Raw genomic sequence first — 18,727 nt, forward strand, 5'->3', positions numbered from 1 at the left:
ATTAATTGCCGAGGAAGTTTATTGATGCAGCCGATACGTACATTCAACGTTTCTCCGTCCCTACCAGCCTCCCTCGAACCCCTAAGGCAGCTTGCTTACAATCTGTACTGGGATTGGAATACGGAGATTAAGGAACTATTCAGAAGACTCGATCGGGATTTGTGGGAATCTACCCGTCACAATCCAGTCGCCCTCCTAGCTAGAGTCAGTCAGTCTCGCTTGCAAGAAGTTGCGACTGATGATGGGTTCCTAGCACACATGGAACGGGCGATGGGAGAACTCAACGCCTATCTACACGATCGCAGTTGGTACAAACAGCAACGTGCGAACACCCCGAACAAAGAATGCTTTGCATACTTTTGTGCCGAATTTGGATTGGTAGACTGTCTGCCGATCTATTCAGGTGGCTTGGGCGTACTGGCTGGAGATCATCTCAAATCTGCCAGTGACTTGGGGTTACCCCTAGTTGCAGTAGGACTTCTATATCAAAAAGGATATTTTGCCCAGTATCTCAATGCCGAAGGCTGGCAACAGGAACGTTATCCAATTAACGATTTTCATAATATCCCCGTCCAGCTAGAGCGCAAACCTGATGGTACCGAGCTACGGGTAGCGGTAGAGTACCCAGGGCGAATGGTATATGCCCGAGTTTGGCGCGTGCAAGTGGGTGTCGTACCCCTGTATCTATTGGATACCAATATCGAGCCAAATAGCCCCTACGATCAAGATATTACCGATGCTCTATATGGTGGCGATCTCGATACGCGGATTCATCAGGAAATCATGTTGGGCATCGGCGGCTTCCGTGCCCTAGAGGCTCTAGGGCACAAGCCGACCGTCTATCATATGAATGAAGGGCACTCTGGCTTTCTGATCCTCGAACACATGCGCGTACTGATGCAGCAAGACAAGTTGTCATTTGTCGAGGCCAAGCAAGTCGCCCAATCTACGCAGATTTTTACGACACATACGCCTGTGAGTGCAGGATTCGATCTGTTCCCCCCAGACAAGACGATGTACTATGTCGGACATTATGCTGATGTCTATGGGCTGGACAAGGATGACTTCATGGGCTTGGGACGCGAAAATGTTGCGGATCTGGATTCGCCGTTTAGCATGGCAGCTCTAGCGATGAAAACTTCGAGCTTTGTCAACGGTGTAGCGAAGCTGCATGGCGTTGTCTCGCGGGAAATGTTCCAAAATATGTGGAAGGATGTACCCATTGATGAAGTGCCGATTACGTCAGTCACCAATGGCGTCCACGCCCGCAGTTGTGTAGCCAAATCTGTGCAGGAACTATACGATCGCTACTTAGGGCCAGAATGGTCGGAAAAATCGATCGAAGACCCGATCTGGAACAAAATCGATGCCATTCCTGACGATGAACTCTGGCGCAATCACGAACATAGTCGCTCGGAAATGGTCGTCTACGTACGCGATCGGATTGTCGGCCATCTCAAAGAACGTGGCGCGACACTCGGTGAAATCAACCGCGCTCAAGAAGCACTCGATCCAGGCGTTCTGACGATCGGCTTTGCCCGCCGATTTGCCACTTATAAGCGCGCGACACTATTCCTGCGGAATCTCGATCGGATCAAACAGATCATGGTAGGGGATAAAGGGCGGAAAGTACAATTTGTGATCGCTGGTAAAGCTCACCCCAAGGATATCCCAGGCAAAGCCCTGATTCGCGATATCGTCCACTTCACCCGCACTGAAGGGATGACCTCTGTCGTATTTGTCCCCGACTATGATATCTATGTCTCGCGCGTGATGGTCGCTGGTTGCGACATCTGGCTAAATACGCCGCGTCGTCCCCATGAAGCCTCTGGTACTAGTGGGATGAAAGCCGCGATGAATGGATTGCCCAACCTGAGTATCCTCGATGGTTGGTGGGATGAAGCCGACTACGTACGGACAGGTTGGCCGATCGGACATGGGGAGCTGTACTCCGATGAAGCGTACCAAGATGAAGTCGAAGCCAATGCCTTCTACGACCTCTTGGAACAAGAAATCGTCCCCCTATTCTACGATCGCGATAAAGAAGGCCTTCCACGCAAATGGATTGCCAAGATGAAAGATGCCATCCGGCTCAATTGTCCGACCTTTAATACCGCTCGGATGCTGCGCGACTACGCTACGATCGGCTACTTCCCAGCTAGCGATCGTCACCAAGTAGTCACTGGCGACCAATACCAAGCAGGTAAAGATCTCGCCCACTGGAAAGAAAAGATGCTCAAACATTGGGGACATCTCAAAATCCATACCGTCGATGTCTCCGCTCCAGAAGATATCAATGTCAATCAATCGATCTCCGTCAAGAGTTTGATTGCGTTGGGTGACTTGGAACCGCATGATGTTCAGGTGGAGTTGTACAAAGGTGCCGTAGACACCAATGGTAAAATTACCAACGCAGACACCGCTGTGATGACCTACCAAGGTCGAGACAATGCTGGTAATAGTCTGTACACCAGTGAGATCGCTTACTCCGCTAGCGGCTTACAAGGCTTGTCTCTGCGCGTCCTGCCGCACAACGCACATCTGAGTAATCCTTATGAATTGGGATTGATTCAATGGGCTTAACATAAGCAAGAGCAATTAGGGAATAGGGGTTAGGGCAGAGATTTTGGCTCCCTAGCCCCTTTTTCTATGTCTATAGACCTATGCCAAATTACACTGGCAGACAGATAGAACGCCTAGATATATTAGTAAGTACCCACAACTTTGCCTGGAACCTTCCGTAATCTACTAGCGTCAAGATTGAGTAAGCGGGTAAACATTAAAACCGTAGGCTCGATCGGACAAAAGTCCGATTTGGAAATGCTTTTGTCGACTAAAGCAAGCTCCACAAGTTCGCGCAAACTAATCTACTTAAAACTGAAAAATCATCATGAAAAAAAATATTGTTGCCTTAGTAATGCTCTGTTCCTCCATCATGGCTCTGGGCACGGTCGCTCCAGCTAGAGCGCAATTGGGTAGAAATGTCATCGGTCCATCGCTGGCGATCGGTGGTGGACAGACATCAGTGGGGATCGATTCTAAGTTTGGTCTGAGTGACAATATCTCCTTGCGCCCATTTGTCTATTTTCCTAGTGCTGGTACTTATTTTGGTAGTGGCATCACCTATGATTTCAATCTCGTAAGTACTGGTGACAGAGTTCAAATTACTCCCTTTCTAGGTGGTCTAGTATCGATCGGTACTGGTAGCAGCATCAACAATACTACGACAATTGGACTCTTGGGTGGAGCTGATTTTGATGTCACCGATACCATTCAGTTGAAAGCGGCTTTGAACGTGCCAATTAGTAGCAATAACACATCCACTACTGTCAACATTGGTGCTGGTTTCAAATTTTAGAGCTTCATCAAGACAATGGCGAAACTCTGACATCAACCACAGTTTTACCTACAAATTAACAACCTTCCCAAACTCACGGGGAGGTTTTTTGTAAATGTCCGGTGGATATAGCAGTCGCCACATCGGTTAAGACACTCTAGATCTCAGTCCGCGTAGCGATGCGCGCTCCTCGGGTTCCCCGAGGGTTTAGCGCATCAAGACAGGCGGACTTTGCAGCACTAGCGGCGATTTTAATCGCTGTGCTGTCCTAACCGCCTTGGCGGTTGCTATAACTCTTGCCGATCGAGCGCGCTCGAACACGATCGTCACAATCGGCTCAAAACAGTTGCTGTCGCCGCAACACCATCAGTGTAGTTGCTAAAGTTGCGACCATCGTCAGGATCGTCCACCAGAAGCCGATCGGTTCCTGAGTCCACGGTACGCCACCAACGTTCATCCCAAAAATCCCAGTAACCAAAGTCACTGGGAGAAAGATCGTCGTCACGATCGAGAGGACATAGAGATTGCGATTGAGAGTCTCTTGCAGCCGTCCCGCCATCTCTTCCTGGAGGAGTCTAGCGCGCTCCTGAACCAGCTCCAAATCCTGCATGACTGCATCCAACCGTTCCAGATCGCGACGCAGCTCTACGACATCTGTGTCTCGGCACCAAATCGGTAAGCGGGGCAGCAAATACTGTGTGAGAGCCTGTCGATTGCCATTCAAGTGACGGCGCAACCGCGCCAGTCTGCGCCTAAGTATGCCGATCTCACTACGTTGTTCCTGGAAATCTCCGTTGAGCACCCGATCTTCGATCTCATCAACCACGGCGCGGAGATTGACAATGACATTACCAAATATCTCGGTAACATGTTGCAAAAAATGCACCATCAGATCCAATGACGTCTCGATTTGCGCTCCATGTAGGAGTGATACTCGCAATCGATCGATCGCTTTGAGTGGTCTACCGCGTACCGAAATTACCCAGCCTGGAGCGACATACATCCGTAGTAATCCGAGATTGTCTGGATCTGCATCAAAGTCATAATGCAAATCGCCCAGCACACTTACAAAACCCTCTGCAAGCACTTCTAGTTGAATGTGTGGCTCGGCGGTCAACAGCAGCTCCCTGGCTACTTGAGGAATGCGATCGCAGGTAGCGATCCAGTTGCGAGCGCGGACATCAGCGAGATTGAAGTGCAGCCACACTGTCTCATAAGGCTCTGTCAATGCTGCTGTCAAAGTTCTCCACTCTAGTTGCTGCGGCGGTAATTGAGAGCGTAATCCAAAACCACAGATTAAGCCATGATGATCTGGTAATTCGATCGGTGTCCGCATAGATGTTAGTGATAAGTAGCCAAGATCCCTGAAAATTTAATTACTACCGTACCTGTGACAAATTAGCGATCTAGGGTAGTGAGTGGATGGTGAATGGTGAATGGTGGGTGCGATTGTTTATTGATTGGGTTGTTCGGTAGTATCCGATCGATCGCTTTCGCTCCTAGTTGGTATCTCGGACGCATTGGCAACGATCGTCGATCGCTCTAACCAGGTAGTGTAGAGATCGGGACGTTTTGTCTGAGTGCGATCGAGTTGTTGTTGATGTCGCCAAGTCGCGATCTTCTCATGATTGCCAGACATCAACACCTCGGGCACCCGCCAGCCGCGAAATTCCGCCGGACGAGTGTAGTGGGGATAGTCGAGCAACCCATCTTCAAAACTATCAGCCTGAATCGACTCTGCTTTACCCACAGTCCCTGGCAAGAGACGGACAATCCCATTAATCAACGTCAGCGCAGGAATCTCGCCACAAGTCAAGACAAAATCGCCCAACGAAATCTCGCGATCGACAATATTCATCACGCGCTCATCGATCCCTTCATAATGACCGCAAATCAATACCAACTGGTCATAATCAGTGTGCAGCTCCTGAAACAAGGCGCGATCGATCTTTTCACCCTGAGGACTCATCAAGAGTACCTGTCGCCGTGGCAATATCGGCAGCGACTCTACCGCCGCAAAGATCGGTTCTGGCTTGATCACCATCCCCACCCCACCACCATAGGACTCGTCATCGACCTTGTGATGGCGATCGATCGTAAAATCGCGGGGGTTGATAATATGCACTGCTGCGATCTGTTTGGCTAAGGCTCTGCTCATCAAGCCACAACCGAGCGGGGATGTAAAAAAGTCTGGAAATAAGGTGATGATGTCAAACCGCATGACGCAAAAAAATCGAGCTTAGTGTGCTCATTTTAGTTGAGATCTCACACTAAGGTCGATTTTTTAGGGATTCTCAAAAGATCGCAGCAGATACTCGCCGCATCTTTGTAGCCCAAACAACTCCAAATTTTAAGATTAACCTTTTTTAGCAACGGACAATTTGCGTTTCAACATCACAATTGCCAATCCACCGAGGGCAGTGCCGATCAGATCCGAAGGTTCGGGGACAGCACTGGGATTGGTTGGAGGATTGACAACTGCACCATTTCTGGCATTGAATGTATAACGACCTAAGAGACCACCACTGTTGAGGCTGTTGGCGATCAAAGAGGTTCCGGCAGGTCCACCATCCAAGAATGCACCATTGACAGCAGAGCCAGCAAGCTCAAAAGACCTGTTAGCTGCACCGATAAGACCGTTGGAGTAGCCCACACGAGCAGAATTCCCACCTAAACCGTTAGAACCACCGCTACTAGCAGCACTGCCAGTTTCCCACTGAACCTGGTCGTAGTTGAACTCGATATCAAAGTTCCCAGCACCTGTGTCGGCACGATCGATCAGCACGATCTGAAAGTCGTTGATTTTGTCGGTTTCAGCATCGAAGTAACCGACGTTAATATAGTTGGCACCGAAAGCATTCCGACCATTGACTGTCCCTGTCCCGTAAGTAACCGGAGAAGTTCCCGCACCCGTGGTATCTACATCTGCGAAAAATGCAGCAATGATCGGTGTGCTAGCACCAGCAATACCGAAAGGTGTAAATTCGTCTAGCGGTCCATTGAACGTGATGTTACCGTTGTTATTAACATAAGCATTGCTATAGGTAGTACCAAAAAAATCGGCAGTAAAACCAAGCGCAGTCAAAGGACTAGAATCATCGTCATTGGCAGGAATAGTGTTGCTAGTAAACGATCCCATTCTGATGGCTGCGGCTGAAGCTGCTCCGGTCATTGCGACACTGAGCGCGATGGCAGACAAAACTGCCACAGAAATTCGGGCACCGAGACTTTTGGTAGACATCATAAAGAATTTTTGCACAATGAAGATTTACGCCTACATTCGGCAATACGCTTGAGCATATTACTTAGGAATATAGGTATGAACACAAGTATTGCATCACAGATAAATATTGACAAGAGTAATACTACTAGTCTGTGTTTGGGAAAGTCACAGTTGCTATCAGTGGTATTGCTGAATTGTTACTTCGGAGCTAAAAAATCTCAATAATAAGACTGCGAAGGATGATTCTGAAAAGATCGTTTCAACGTACCACAAAGCACGAGTGTTCTATCGATCGCTCTGAGTATCAGCATGAATAAGAGGCGCAATTTATATCAATTGACCTGAGTTTTAATAAATTTTACGATCGCGATCTTCAAACCGCAGTCAGTCCCACCGCAAGCTGTGGTAATAAGATCTCCAATTCTAGATTGGCGGCGGCGGCGGCTAAGGCGTCGAGATTGCGGAGATCGGGGAGATAGGGGAGACAGCCGAGTACGGGGGTGTTGGTGAGCGATTGAATTAATTCAGATGGAGCAAAATTAGCAATTTCGGTGCTAAATAGCGGCTGCGGACAGTTGAGGACGATCCCGCGCAGTTGGACATTGTACTGTCGGGCGAGAGCGACATTGGCTACAGCTAAACCGATCGCGCCGAGTTTGACTGGGACGACTAGGACTGCGGGTAGTCGCCAATCCCTAGCGATATCGGCGACGACTAGCTCGGCTGTCATCGGCGCACCCAAGCCACCGAGAGCTTCTACTAGTACAAAATCGTGCTGTTGCCGCATTTGTTGAAGAGCTTGCCAAGCCTTCGCCAGATCGATGTCTATGCCCGCTAGCACGGCGGCGATCGGTGGTGCTAATGGGTTGAACAAATAGATGGGATTGATATCTTCAACCGCTGTGCCAAACAACTCACTGTAGAACTCGCGATCGCCCGTACCGCACTGAATCGGCTTGAGAATACCCCAGTTTTGCTGTGGTAGATGTTTTTGAGCATACGCGGCTAATGCTGCGGTGAGGACGGTTTTACCCGCGTCTGTGTCGGTACTAGTGATGAGTAGCATTTAAGTTAATTGACTGTGAGGGAGCCGGAACTGGGATGATAGTCGATCGCGCTAATCTGGATCGCTGACCCCACTGTCTGGTGGTGGCTCTGTGCGCCGCTCGGGTGATGTGGTGTTTTTGGCAGCAGGGACGGGGATACCAACTGATGGCTCTGGTTGAGGTGCTGAGCTGGGCGCACTATCCCTGCTGTCGTTGTTGGGTGACGCTCCTGGCTGTGACTGGATTTCTAAATCGCGATTGCGGCGGCGGGTCGGTGTTGGCTCGGCGGGGGATTCTACTCGATTGCGACGACGACGGCGGGTCGGTGTTGACTCGGCTGTGGATGCTGCTCGATTGCGCTCCTCGACTTGGGGACTAGGTTCGACCTGCGTCCGTCTACGTCTGCGCCTACGGGGACGTTCCGATTCGGTCTGTGGAGGACTGGTGCGAGTTGTCGGCACCTCGATCGGAATTGGTGAAATAGCCGTACCACCGTTATTCTCGCTCGGGTTGACAGAACTGCCATTAATGCTATCACCGCCAATAGGGGCAGGAACGCCTGACGGTGGTGTCCCTTCAGCCGCAGGTAGACTAGTTGTTGGGGATGGTGAAGCAGTGACAGCGACTTGAGTGATGCTCAATTTGTAAGGAAACAGGCTACCTGCCAAACCTTTAATCGGACGCAACTCGATCGTGTAGTCCCCCGAAGCGGGTACTTGTCCCCGCCAAGTCACGACGCGATCGGCTCGATCGTCGATCGCGTTACCTGTCGGCGAGAGAATTGTCATCAATACTTGGGTGGCGGCGGTAGTCCCTAGCGAGATCGGTGGATTACTAGAGCTACTATCCGTGGCGGGACTAGGCGAGATCGGGGCGATCGGACTGGTGAGCTTGGTCGGATCGGTAGTTTGACTGAAACCAGAGACTAGCTGAATGTCCAAATTTTGACCAGCGAGGGCGGCGACTCGATAGCGGATCGGCGTATTGGGATCGACTGTCCCTTCTTTGACGATCGCGCGATTCATCTCTGGCTGAATCAAATCGTCAGTAACTGGGCTAGGGCTGATACTATCAGTTGGAATCGTGGGATTGCTGAAGTCGATTTGTTTGGGTGGGGTAGTTGCGACTTGCTCGTCCGACGCTTGACGGTGGAGGAGTTGGCTGACGCCAAACCACGAGCCAAGCCCCGCCAATAGGGAGATCAGCACTCCCAGTGGAATGAAAACTTGCGGTTTTTCCCAAATAGATTTGGGATGGTGCTGGGTAATGGCGGTGCGGACGCGCTCGGTGGCTGGAGTGGGGTGCTTGCCACCGATTACCGCTGTGGGGATTGTGGAGGGACGACTGGGGACTGCTTGCTCTGGTGATTGGAGCGGGGTGTCTAAAGAGCGCAGATCGCGCTCGACAGCGATCGCTGATTGATAACGCTCTGCTGGATTGAGACTCAACATCCGGCTGAGGACATTGGCGAAGCCGTCATCGATCTGCGTCCATCGCCGCCACCCCCAGTTCAGGCGATCGCCTGCAAACAAGGCACTGGGTTCTTTCCCTGTCAATAATACGATCGCTGTAACTGCCAGCGCGTAGAGATCGCTATGGGGAGCTAGTTGTCCGGTTTGACATTGCTCGATTGGTGCGTAGTCCGATTGACCGACTGCCAACTGTGGACTGGGTGAAGTAGCTTGCAATTTGTCAGCAAATTCACGGACGACCCCAAAGTCGATGAGTACGGGCAAGCCATCGCCATCGCGGCGAACGAGATGTTCTGGGGAGAGATCGCCATGGATGATGCCTTTGCTGTGGACGTAGCCAATGATTGGGAGCACTTGTAATAACAATGCGGTGACTTCGGCTGCGCTCAACGATTTGCCCAGATCGCGCTGTTCCTCTAATATACGTCCGTAAGTTTTTCCCGCTGTATAGTCTCGAACTAAAAATAGCCGATTTTGCTCTTCAAAGGTCGTCCAAAAGCGGGGAATCTGGGGGTGCTGTAGTTGGTAGAGGAGAGTAACTTCCTGTTTGAAAAATTCTTTGGCTCTGGTGACTGTGCTGGGATAGTCGGAGGGGATCAGTTCGGCGATCGCACAGTAGGCATCCTGACGATCGCGATCGATCGCCAGATATGTCCGCCCTAATGATCCCTCTTCGAGGATATTGAGGATGCGGTAGCGTTGCTGCAAAAGAGTCTCTGGGGCGATTGGTAACATACGGTGCGATCGCTCAAAATTACGGCGGCTCGAAACTCTGACTTAGCCATGCGGCTTGGGGTTAAGGATTGTCTCGGCGATGATTTAGTTCCGACTCTCTTTCTAGTGACAAATTAGAGATCTAGGGTAGTGAGTGGATAGTGAATGGTGAATGGTGGATAGGGAGTAGGTAGATCGATCGTCATTGTTTATAGTACTATTTTATGGACAATTGTGGTCGATCTAGCGATCGTCAGCTCCTCAAGATCGATCGTGCCATCCTGCTCCCTGTTGCACATCTGCACTCCCCCACCAACTTATTTAGGTATTCGTCGCCGTTGGATGATTTTCTCGATGCCGTGACGATCGACATAGGGGGCGAGCAGTTGGAGAGCTTGAGCGGGGAGCGGAGAATTGGTGATGTATGCGGTGGTGGTATTGGCTTGGACGATCCTCACTTTCCACGGTACATAGTTATTGCCTTGGGATTGAGAGCTAAAGATTACTGTTTGGCGATCGCGTTTGAGTCGAATTTCGATCGATGGGTAGTCATCGGTGCGGACGATCTGTGGTTGATAAGTCCCCACTTGGAGCGGGGTTTTCGATAACATGGCTAAAAACTTGGTGGTGACAGCCGCTGGAATGGCTATTCGGGTAGTCTGCTGTTGATGCACTCCTGCTGCACCATAGCCACCGATGGCAATGTGGGCGTTACCCACTAGTTTTTGATGTTCGACTCTGAGCTTATAGTGGCGTAAGACTGGGGTGATGTCTGAGTAGCCATTCCAGTCATGATGAATTTCCACTGTTTGGGCTTGCATCACTATTGTCAGCGGCGGTGGCTTTACCAGGGGCTGACTTTGTGCTGCTGGCGCGATCGGTGAGTGGATAGAGCCAACGTACGCTAGTGATAGTAATAGTGAGAGTTTTTTGTACATACACCAAATCCAGTTACTCGCCAGAATTGGCGATCGCCAGTCTGACTGATGCACCTACTGTCTCTGCGCTTGACTGCAACAGTAGGTGCCCAAATTTAGGCACCATCACCTCAACATTTAACAGTTGGTGTCAGACGGCGATCGATTGGATGCGTGACACTAATCTTCGGCAAAGATATAGCGACGCAGCTCACTGGGATCTGGTTCGGGACTATTTTCAGCAAATTCGACCGAATCATCAACCAGATCTTGGATCTCGCGATCGAGTGCGGTAAGTTCAGCTTGAGTCACCAAGTCTTCAGCTAGCAGGTAAGTTGCCAACTTGACGATCGGATCGCGGGCGAACCAAAATTCCTTTTCTTCCTTTGGTCTGAGTTCGTCTGGATCTGCCAAGGAGTGACCGCGAAAACGGTACGTCAGGGCTTCGATCAGCGTCGGCCCCTCCCCAGCCCGCGCACGGGCTACAGCCTCCTTCGCGACGCTGTAAACAGCCAGGACATCCATCCCATCGACCTGGACGCCGTGCATCCCAAAGGCAGCACCCTTGGTATAGATTTCTGGTACTGAAGTAGCACGTTCGTGGGACATGCCGATCGCCCATTTGTTGTTCTCGACGACATAGAGCATCGGTAACTTCCACAAAGCTGCCATGTTCAGGCATTCAAAGAACTGCCCATTGTTAGCGGCACCATCGCCAAAGAAACAAGCCGAGACGAGATCCGAATTTGCCTCACCCAGAGCTTCCCGCCGATACTTACTCGCAAAAGCCGCTCCTGTCGCCACCGGAATCCCTTCCGCCACAAACGCATAGCCGCCGAGTAACCGATGTTCCTTTGAGAACATGTGCATCGAGCCGCCGCGCCCTTTGCTACAGCCCGTCTCCTTCCCAAACAACTCTGCCATCACCTCGCGCGGCGGTACCCCAGCACTGAGGGCGTGAACGTGATCGCGATAAGTACTAGCAACATAGTCCTGTCCGGGGCGCATTGCTTTGATGACCCCCGAAGATACTGCTTCTTGACCGTTATATAGGTGGACAAAACCAAACATTTTGCCCCGATAGTACATCTCCGCACATTTATCCTCAAAACAGCGACCGAGGATCGTGTCACGGTACAACATCAAGCCTTCTGCTTTGGTGATTTCTCCCGACTTCGGCTCAAATGCGGGTAAAGTTCTCTCTTGAACCATTAGCTTGTTTTATCCACTTGTATGCGATCGATATTGTCTCCTATTTCGGTCGGGGTGGCTAGTCCCACTGTGGAAAAATTGTCGCAGCAGGGACGATTGACTTAAATAGTTGATAGTTGACAGTTGACAGTTGACAGCGGCTTGGAGCCGTTATGTTCAGTGCCAGCCGCTATCATCCACCATCCACCATCCACCATCCACCATCCACCATCCACCATCCACTACCAAAAGACTAGCAAAATCCTGTAGTTTTCCTGTCGAGAATGACGATCGCTAGCTGTGCGCGATTATGCTAATATAGCTCACAAGATCGAGTTCAGAATTGATAATTGTTAACTGTGTTATTCATGGTGTATAGGTGAACTGTGCGAATTCCGCTTGATTATTATCAGATTTTGGGTGTACCGGAGAGCGATCTATCGGGATTGGAGCAAGCATATCAGGATCGCTTGCTCCAGTTACCCCAGCAAGAATATTCCGCTGCGGCGATCGAATCTCGTAAGCGACTGATCGCTGTGGCTTATCAGGTATTGAGCGATCCGCTCCAGCGATCGCAATATGTGGCAACTCAGATGGCACCAGCAGTTGCCTCGGTCGAACAGACAGCAGACAATCCTAGCCCGCCATTGTTTTATTATCGTCCAGTGCTAGAGATCGGCCCCGAACACTTTCTTGGCGGACTGCTGATCCTGTTTGAGCTGGGTGAGTATGAAGAAATTAATAGTATTTGTATGCCCTATCTGGGCAACAATGGGCGCAGTAGCAACAGTGGTAGCCTCCATCCCCATCCGCCCGCCGTGCTGACTCCCAGCGGCAATCTACCGCCAGCAACAGAGCGGCGCGAGCCAGTGTCCTTCACCAAAACAAAGCAGACGGCGAATGGCTCCCAAATCGTTCCCCTCATCAAGCCAGATCTGATCCTGGCGATGGTGTCTTCCTTTTGGGAGCTAGGCGAACGCGAATGGCGCGACGGTTGTTATGAAGAAGCGGTAATTCATTATGAGACTGCCAAAAAAATTCTCGTCCAGGAGGATTTATTTCCGCAAATCCAAGGCGAATTAGATCGGCGGCTCGACAGGTTGCGTCCTTACCGGATCTCATCTTTAGTATCATTGCCACTCGATCGTCACGAACAGCGGCGGCAAGGGATTCAATTTCTCGAAGAATTGTTGGAAAATGCTTGCACGAATGAAGTCAAGTGCCAAGAGCGGTTCGCGCTCAATAGCGAAACTACCATTCCCTTCATTCATGAAACCTTGCCCCACTTGACGGCGGCAGAGCAGCGCAACTTATTTAGTCAGTCAGCCCGCGAATCTCACCAACTAGGTTCCAAGGCTTTGAATGTGATGCAATTGGCATGTACGTATCTCCACGTCCATGCGTCGATCGTCCAGGGATTTGCCTATCGCAATCCGCAGTTGATTTATACCGCGCAGCAAATCTTACAATATCGGCTTAGTCCACGCATCGATGTGACGATCGAGCAATCAATTTGCGCCCTCCTCCTCGGACAAACAGAAGAAGCCAACCAAATCCTCACCACAGCCACAGAATCAGCCGCATTACTCGCAATCCGTCAACAATCGCAGGGACTACCCAACCTCCTCAGAGGCTTGTGTTGGTATATCGAGTCGTGGTTAAAAGATGAAGCCTTTCCCTGTTTTCGCGATCTGACCGCCAGCGATCCGACACTAGAGGCTTATTTCAACGATCGCGATGTCCAAGATTTTGCCGATCGAGTGCCGACCAATGATGTCACCGTGACCAATTGGATGAATATCTCACCCCAACTGATCGACGTACCGCCATCAGGCGATCTCTCTGGCTCAGGACACTCTGATGAGCCAGACTTCGACGAGCTAGTATCGACTGCTGTCATCTTACCATCGCGATCTAGCAGCTTGAATGCAGGGCGACAAACCCCCGCAGATCGGCTAGGCGGAAGCAACATCACCCCAGCAGTGAGAGTAGACCAAACACCGCCCCCACCACCCCCAGAGCCACCGCCGAGCGACCAGACAGATCTCAACGGCAATGTGATCCAGTTGGAGAGCGAACGCCAACGTCGCCGCTCCGCGCCCACCGCCCGCACGATCGATGGACAGATCGCCGCAACAGATCTCGAAGAGCGGCAGCCAGCAGTCGCCCTCGAACATAGCAGTCAACTGCTGCCTCCGAGTACAGCCGGAAAATTGGCTCAAAGAAGCAGCGATCGATCGCATACCCTCACCCGTTCGCGCCGCACCCGCCGCAAGCCCAATATTCCCAGAATTTTATTAGTAGGTACGGGTGGACTAACCTGTCTATGGGGCGCACTGTGGCTGGCAGACGCTGGCATCAAGTCGCTCACGAGCACGACAACCACCGGATCGGTGCCGACATCTTTGCCTAGTCCGCAGATTAGTACTATCACCCCGAGTTTGGGACTCTCCTCGCCCCCACCACAACCATCGCCCACCCCAGCAGGATTGTTGACTACTGATGTCGCCGCACAAGTCATCAAAACATGGCTGAGCACGAAGACAAAATCGATGAGCCAAGAGTATCAGACCGCCCAGCTCGCGAATATTTTGGCAGAACCTGCTTTGTCTGGGGCGATCGATCGCGCTCAGACTGCCAAAACAGATGGCGTCCATTGGCAATACAAACATCAAAATGTTGCCATCTCATCGATCGCTCAAGCTAGTCCTCAAGCCAATACAGCGACCATTAAAGCCCAAGTTGAGGAAGATGCCCAGTATTATCAAGGAGCGCGACTGAATCCAGATCGCTCTTATTCCAAACAACTATTGGTGCGCTACGATCTCGTTCGCCAAAAAGATCGCTGGTACATTAAAGATATGGGCGTAATCAAATAATTCCACAGCCACCAGTGACTATTCATGCTCGATCGTCTCATTGACGCCTACACTCCGTTGATTTTCTGGACGGGGTTAGGTATTTTGGCTGTGCGGTTTTTACCCACTGCGTTTCCATATTGGTTGGGACGGGGGTTGTACTGGATCGGCGTACCGATCGAGATTTTTGCCCTAGCGCGCCAAACTACCTTTGACGAACGCGCCCGACTAGCTCCAGCGATTACCATTGGTTCGCTGCTCTTGGGTTTGGGGTTGGGCTGGCTCAGTCTCCAGGTGTGGCAAAGTTCGCAGCCAGCGCAGATCGCCACCACACCTGGCATCAAAGGGAGCCTTTTGCTCTGTTCGATGCTGGGAAATACGGGTTTTGTCGGTCTGGCGATCGTCCCATTTTTTGTGACCCAAACCGATCTCAGTTGGGCTGTTATTTACAGCGTCACGCAAAATGTCTTTGGTACTTATGGTTTGGGCGTACTCGTCTCCAGTTACTACAGCCGCCAAGATACGACTACCAATCGGTGGTGGATGCAGCTCCAAGATCTGCTCCGTGTCCCCTCGCTGTGGGGCTTTGCGCTCGGTTCGCTCACTCGCAACCTCCCCGTCCCCGTCGCGATCGAATCCAGCCTGCATGCGTCGCTATGGGTGGTAATTCCTGGGGCGTTTGTGCTGATGGGGATTCGCTTGAGTCAGATTCAGGGCTGGCAAAGTCTCAAACTGGCACTTTTACCCGCGATCCTCAAAACGATCGTTATGCCAGCGATTGTGGGGATCGCGATGACCATGATGGGACTGAGCGGCGATCCCCGCCTCGGTGTGGTCCTGATGTCGGGAATGCCATCGGCTTTTGCCGGACTAATTCTCGCGGAGGAGTACAGTCTCAATGGGAACCTAGTCGCTAGCAGTATTATTGTCAGTACACTGATGTTCTTGGTGATGCTGCCAGTCTGGTTATACTTTTATTAGCCTGATGTTCCACATTGTGGCGGGAGGTTGGCGAGGATGGATGTGCAACAGGCGATCGACTCAGCCAGAAGTACGAGCGGTATTTAGCCACTTCTGGGCAAATAATGGTTACGAAAGGTCCATCAATCGATCGATTAGCGATCTTTTAGCGAGTAAGTATGGTAACTTCTAGGAAATCATTTCAATGTAGCCGAATCGGTATAATTGACGATTCGGAAGATCTACCGCTTTTGATAGAGTAGTTAGTGGCTAACTGTTAAATTTCCAGGCATAGCAAGCTTAACTCGTTAATTCTAAATCTATGACTCAAACCAAAACACCCAATCTAGCACCAGTTCCCCAGTTACCCGTCAGCTCTGTTGCCGCCACCGAACTCCGCCCGTGGGGTTCTTTTACAATTCTAGAAGAGGGTCGAGGGCACAAGATCAAGCGGATCGAGGTCAAGCCTGGACATCGCCTCAGTCTCCAGATGCACTACCATCGCAGCGAACATTGGATCGTCGTCTGTGGGACAGCAATGGTAACTTGTGATGATAAAGAAGAGATTTTGCATAGCAATCAGTCCACTTATGTGCCTGCTTGCACCAAGCATCGACTCGAAAATCCTGGTGTGATTCCATTGGTGATCATCGAAGTGCAAAATGGTGAGTATTTAGGTGAAGATGATATTGTGCGGTTTGAAGATGACTACGCCAGAAATAGCGGCTAACAGTTGTGGAGAAAATCGCAGCCGATCCCGATAGCTCCCTCAATTGAGCGGGGCTAGGGATATTTTCGTTTAGGTATCATCAGTTCCAACATGATTGAAATTAGCAAGGCGGCAATCGCGGAGATCGCGAGAATGCGCTCGGTTCGCGATCGACTCGACAGTAAGTTGCGGATCGGGTTTAACAGTGGCGGGTGCGAAAGTTTTTACTATACGATCGATCTCGCCGATGCGATCGAGTCAACCGATTGTGTCTGTGAAGTTGATGGGATATCGGTCGTAATCGATCGTCAACACTTAGCATACTTGGACGCTCTCAAGTTGGATTACGCCGAAGATCTCATGGGTGGGGGTTTCCGGTTTGAAAACCCCATCGCTACTACTGTTTGTGGTTGTGGTAACTCATTTGCGATCGCTACTGTTGAGTCGGAACGCTGGCAATTGCCGACTTAGGAAGTAGGGAGTAGGGGCTAGTAAATTATCGAGAACGTCAGCGTTCTACCCTCTACCCTCTACCCTCTACCCCCAAGCAACATAAGGCAATTTACCAGCAGTAACCTGCGTCTGAGCTAGATTGGCTACTAGTTGTCCGCAGGCATCCCAGGTACCATTGGTGAGTTGCTGGCGGGAGGCTTCACCGATCGAGACTAAGGTGGTAAACTTGCCACATCTGATTCGTAAGGCATTGAGATCGACGGTGATGGGGACTTGCGGATTGTCCCGTACCATCTCTTGCAGCTCCATGATGGTAGCTGCATCAGCATTAAGACAGGGAATTCCCATGGCGACGCAGTTGCCGAAGAAGATTTCGGAAAAGCTCTCGCCGATAACTACTTGAATACCCCATTTCGCCAGAGCTTGGGGCGCATGTTCGCGACTGGAGCCGCAGCCGAAGTTGCTATTGACAATCAGGATGTTCGCGCCTTGGAATTGGGGCAAGTCAAAGGGGTGTGTACCTTTGAGCTGGCGGCGATCGTCTTCAAATACACTAGCACCTAAGCCGTCAAAGGTGACGCAACGCAGGAAGCGGGCGGGGATAATGCGATCGGTATCGATGTCGTTGCCTGTCAGGGGGATGGCGGTACCGGAAATGGTGGAGATTTGGCTATTCATGTGGTTATTTTGGGTTGTTGGCTTGCGGCGGGTGAGGGTTAAGCTAATGACTAATCCTGCACGATCGCTTCAGCTTCGATTTCGACTAAAATATCGGGAGCAATCAGACGGCTGACTTCTACCAATGCCATCGCAGGGCGGATCTCACTGAAGAATTCGCCGTGGGCTTTGCCGATGAGTTCCCATTCGTCGATGTTGGTACAGTAAATTCGGGTGCGAACGACATCTGTGAGGCTGGCTCCAGCAAGCTGGAGGGCGGATTCGATATTGAGGATGATTTGTTTGGTTTGGGCGTAGACATCGCCAATTCCGACGAGTTCGCCTGCGGTATTGGAAGCAGTGGTACCAGCAACATGGATTGTGTTACCGACTTTGACGGCGCGGGAGTAACCGAGGATGGGTTCCCATTTGGAGCCTGTGGAGATATTTTGACGTTGTGACACGATTTCTAGTTAGTGAATAGTGGATAGTGGATAGTGGATAGTTTAATTTTGGAATTCACTCATTAGCCATTTACCGATTTGAGATTGGTCTTGCTCTTTGCTGAGATTTAATGCTCTTGTTATGGTGTCGATCGATAGTTGTGGCAATACCAAGGAAGTATCGATTCTGCGGCTACCTCGATCGATTATTTCAAAAGCATAAATTAGAGTATTCTGGACATCTACAATCCAATATTCCGAAATACCCATTTCTTCATATAGGAAACGTTTCGCACCGAGATCGTCATTAATAGTAGTGTTAGAAATCTCAATTACTAAATCTGGAGTAGCTTGCTCATCTGAGTTGATGACGGATGTACTTACAGGTGCTAATCTTGCTTTTTCTCCACAGTAATAAGATAGATCGGGTTGGCATTCTCTGATTCCAATTTTACGATAGGTACAATTATCAAATCCGTTAATTGCAATTCCCCCGATCGTACAAAATAGATTGATGGCATTTGCCACAAGTAAGTGATATCGAGAGTGGTTTGCACCTGTTGGCATATCCTCAATCCTCATGTAGCCGTTATAATAATAGCTCTTGTTATTTTCTCGATCGGGAGACTCGATCGTATTTATATATGTATCCCAATCAGTTTTCATCCAAGTATTAGTTATCAGTTTTTCCTGTAGTTGAATCATCGTCATTATCAATGCCACCTTTCAATTTGATAAATCTTTCAA

Annotated in this window: 16 protein-coding genes; 6 read left to right on the forward strand and 10 right to left on the reverse strand. The window is 50.4% G+C overall.

All coding sequences use genetic code 11. The features are described from left to right. Positions 1-24 precede the first annotated feature (24 nt). Together glgP and ACEW9I_RS02500 are read left to right on the forward strand one after the other, a co-directional pair. Complete coding sequence (gene glgP / locus ACEW9I_RS02495) at positions 25-2,583, forward strand: alpha-glucan family phosphorylase (protein ID WP_373538796.1); 2,559 nt, start codon at positions 25-27, stop codon at positions 2,581-2,583. Positions 2,584-2,890: 307 nt separating this feature from the next. Beyond that, on the forward strand, positions 2,891-3,358 hold the full coding sequence (locus ACEW9I_RS02500) for a hypothetical protein (protein WP_373538797.1): 468 nt from the start codon (positions 2,891-2,893) through the stop codon (positions 3,356-3,358). A gap of 316 nt (positions 3,359-3,674) precedes the next feature. Here the strand turns inward: ACEW9I_RS02500 and ACEW9I_RS02505 are convergent, their stop codons facing one another. The 7 genes from ACEW9I_RS02505 to pdhA all read right to left on the reverse strand — a co-directional run bounded on the left by ACEW9I_RS02505 (position 3,675) and on the right by pdhA (position 11,921). Then, complete coding sequence (locus tag ACEW9I_RS02505) at positions 3,675-4,673, reverse strand: CorA family divalent cation transporter (RefSeq protein ID WP_373538798.1); 999 nt, start codon at positions 4,671-4,673, stop codon at positions 3,675-3,677. Between the two features lie 117 nt (positions 4,674-4,790). Continuing rightward, positions 4,791-5,558, reverse strand: coding sequence for a tRNA (guanosine(37)-N1)-methyltransferase TrmD (gene trmD, locus ACEW9I_RS02510; RefSeq protein WP_373538799.1), 768 nt, complete (start codon positions 5,556-5,558; stop codon positions 4,791-4,793). A gap of 135 nt (positions 5,559-5,693) precedes the next feature. Continuing rightward, positions 5,694-6,581, reverse strand: coding sequence for a nidogen-like domain-containing protein (locus ACEW9I_RS02515; protein WP_373538800.1), 888 nt, complete (start codon positions 6,579-6,581; stop codon positions 5,694-5,696). Positions 6,582-6,933: 352 nt separating this feature from the next. Next, positions 6,934-7,626 carry a dethiobiotin synthase gene (gene bioD / locus ACEW9I_RS02520; RefSeq protein WP_373538801.1) on the reverse strand — a complete coding sequence of 231 codons (693 nt, stop codon included), beginning with the start codon at positions 7,624-7,626 and terminating at the stop codon, positions 6,934-6,936. Between the two features lie 51 nt (positions 7,627-7,677). Beyond that, the gene (locus ACEW9I_RS02525) at positions 7,678-9,813 is read right to left on the reverse strand and encodes a protein kinase (RefSeq protein ID WP_373538802.1); all 2,136 of its coding nucleotides are present in this window, start codon (positions 9,811-9,813) and stop codon (positions 7,678-7,680) included. 296 nt (positions 9,814-10,109) lie between these two features. Further along, positions 10,110-10,730 carry a hypothetical protein gene (locus ACEW9I_RS02530; RefSeq protein WP_373538803.1) on the reverse strand — a complete coding sequence of 207 codons (621 nt, stop codon included), beginning with the start codon at positions 10,728-10,730 and terminating at the stop codon, positions 10,110-10,112. Positions 10,731-10,889: 159 nt separating this feature from the next. Beyond that, on the reverse strand, positions 10,890-11,921 hold the full coding sequence (pdhA, locus tag ACEW9I_RS02535) for a pyruvate dehydrogenase (acetyl-transferring) E1 component subunit alpha (RefSeq protein WP_373538804.1): 1,032 nt from the start codon (positions 11,919-11,921) through the stop codon (positions 10,890-10,892). A gap of 365 nt (positions 11,922-12,286) precedes the next feature. Between pdhA and ACEW9I_RS02540 the strand changes: the two genes are divergently transcribed. The 4 genes from ACEW9I_RS02540 (at position 12,287) to ACEW9I_RS02555 (ending at position 16,898) form a co-directional block, all read left to right on the forward strand. After that, positions 12,287-14,779, forward strand: a complete 2,493-nt coding sequence (locus tag ACEW9I_RS02540) for an IMS domain-containing protein (RefSeq protein ID WP_373538805.1) — start codon at positions 12,287-12,289, stop codon at positions 14,777-14,779. Positions 14,780-14,803: 24 nt separating this feature from the next. Next, on the forward strand, positions 14,804-15,739 hold the full coding sequence (locus ACEW9I_RS02545; RefSeq protein ID WP_373538806.1) for an AEC family transporter: 936 nt from the start codon (positions 14,804-14,806) through the stop codon (positions 15,737-15,739). Between the two features lie 301 nt (positions 15,740-16,040). Then, positions 16,041-16,448, forward strand: coding sequence for a phosphomannose isomerase type II C-terminal cupin domain (locus ACEW9I_RS02550; protein WP_373538807.1), 408 nt, complete (start codon positions 16,041-16,043; stop codon positions 16,446-16,448). Positions 16,449-16,538: 90 nt separating this feature from the next. Further along, the gene (locus ACEW9I_RS02555; protein WP_373538808.1) at positions 16,539-16,898 is read left to right on the forward strand and encodes a HesB/IscA family protein; all 360 of its coding nucleotides are present in this window, start codon (positions 16,539-16,541) and stop codon (positions 16,896-16,898) included. A gap of 66 nt (positions 16,899-16,964) precedes the next feature. Here the strand turns inward: ACEW9I_RS02555 and leuD are convergent, their stop codons facing one another. The 3 genes from leuD to ACEW9I_RS02570 are packed head-to-tail and all read right to left on the reverse strand — an operon-like array spanning position 16,965 to position 18,685. Further along, positions 16,965-17,558 (reverse strand): 3-isopropylmalate dehydratase small subunit, encoded by a 594-nt coding sequence (gene leuD, locus ACEW9I_RS02560; protein ID WP_373538809.1) that lies wholly within the window; start codon positions 17,556-17,558, stop codon positions 16,965-16,967. Positions 17,559-17,608: 50 nt separating this feature from the next. Continuing rightward, the gene (locus ACEW9I_RS02565; RefSeq protein ID WP_373538810.1) at positions 17,609-18,001 is read right to left on the reverse strand and encodes a RidA family protein; all 393 of its coding nucleotides are present in this window, start codon (positions 17,999-18,001) and stop codon (positions 17,609-17,611) included. 42 nt (positions 18,002-18,043) lie between these two features. Continuing rightward, the gene (locus tag ACEW9I_RS02570) at positions 18,044-18,685 is read right to left on the reverse strand and encodes a Uma2 family endonuclease (protein ID WP_373538811.1); all 642 of its coding nucleotides are present in this window, start codon (positions 18,683-18,685) and stop codon (positions 18,044-18,046) included. Positions 18,686-18,727: the final 42 nt, after the last annotated feature.

It is taken from the genome of Chamaesiphon sp., assembly GCF_041738855.1.
GTDB lineage: Bacteria > Cyanobacteriota > Cyanobacteriia > Cyanobacteriales > Chamaesiphonaceae > Chamaesiphon.

Excerpts from the sequence above, each read along its gene's own strand:
- glgP (WP_373538796.1), top strand. The coding sequence starts at position 25 with ATGCAGCCGATACGTACATTCAACGTTTCTCCGTCCCTACCAGCCTCC.
- ACEW9I_RS02500 (WP_373538797.1), top strand. The coding sequence starts at position 2,891 with ATGAAAAAAAATATTGTTGCCTTAGTAATGCTCTGTTCCTCCATCATG.
- ACEW9I_RS02505 (WP_373538798.1), bottom strand. The coding sequence starts at position 4,673 with ATGCGGACACCGATCGAATTACCAGATCATCATGGCTTAATCTGTGGT.
- trmD (WP_373538799.1), bottom strand. The coding sequence starts at position 5,558 with ATGCGGTTTGACATCATCACCTTATTTCCAGACTTTTTTACATCCCCG.
- ACEW9I_RS02515 (WP_373538800.1), bottom strand. The coding sequence starts at position 6,581 with ATGATGTCTACCAAAAGTCTCGGTGCCCGAATTTCTGTGGCAGTTTTG.
- bioD (WP_373538801.1), bottom strand. The coding sequence starts at position 7,626 with ATGCTACTCATCACTAGTACCGACACAGACGCGGGTAAAACCGTCCTC.
- ACEW9I_RS02525 (WP_373538802.1), bottom strand. The coding sequence starts at position 9,813 with ATGTTACCAATCGCCCCAGAGACTCTTTTGCAGCAACGCTACCGCATC.
- ACEW9I_RS02530 (WP_373538803.1), bottom strand. The coding sequence starts at position 10,730 with ATGTACAAAAAACTCTCACTATTACTATCACTAGCGTACGTTGGCTCT.
- pdhA (WP_373538804.1), bottom strand. The coding sequence starts at position 11,921 with ATGGTTCAAGAGAGAACTTTACCCGCATTTGAGCCGAAGTCGGGAGAA.
- ACEW9I_RS02545 (WP_373538806.1), top strand. The coding sequence starts at position 14,804 with ATGCTCGATCGTCTCATTGACGCCTACACTCCGTTGATTTTCTGGACG.
- ACEW9I_RS02550 (WP_373538807.1), top strand. The coding sequence starts at position 16,041 with ATGACTCAAACCAAAACACCCAATCTAGCACCAGTTCCCCAGTTACCC.
- ACEW9I_RS02555 (WP_373538808.1), top strand. The coding sequence starts at position 16,539 with ATGATTGAAATTAGCAAGGCGGCAATCGCGGAGATCGCGAGAATGCGC.
- leuD (WP_373538809.1), bottom strand. The coding sequence starts at position 17,558 with ATGAATAGCCAAATCTCCACCATTTCCGGTACCGCCATCCCCCTGACA.
- ACEW9I_RS02570 (WP_373538811.1), bottom strand. The coding sequence starts at position 18,685 with ATGATTCAACTACAGGAAAAACTGATAACTAATACTTGGATGAAAACT.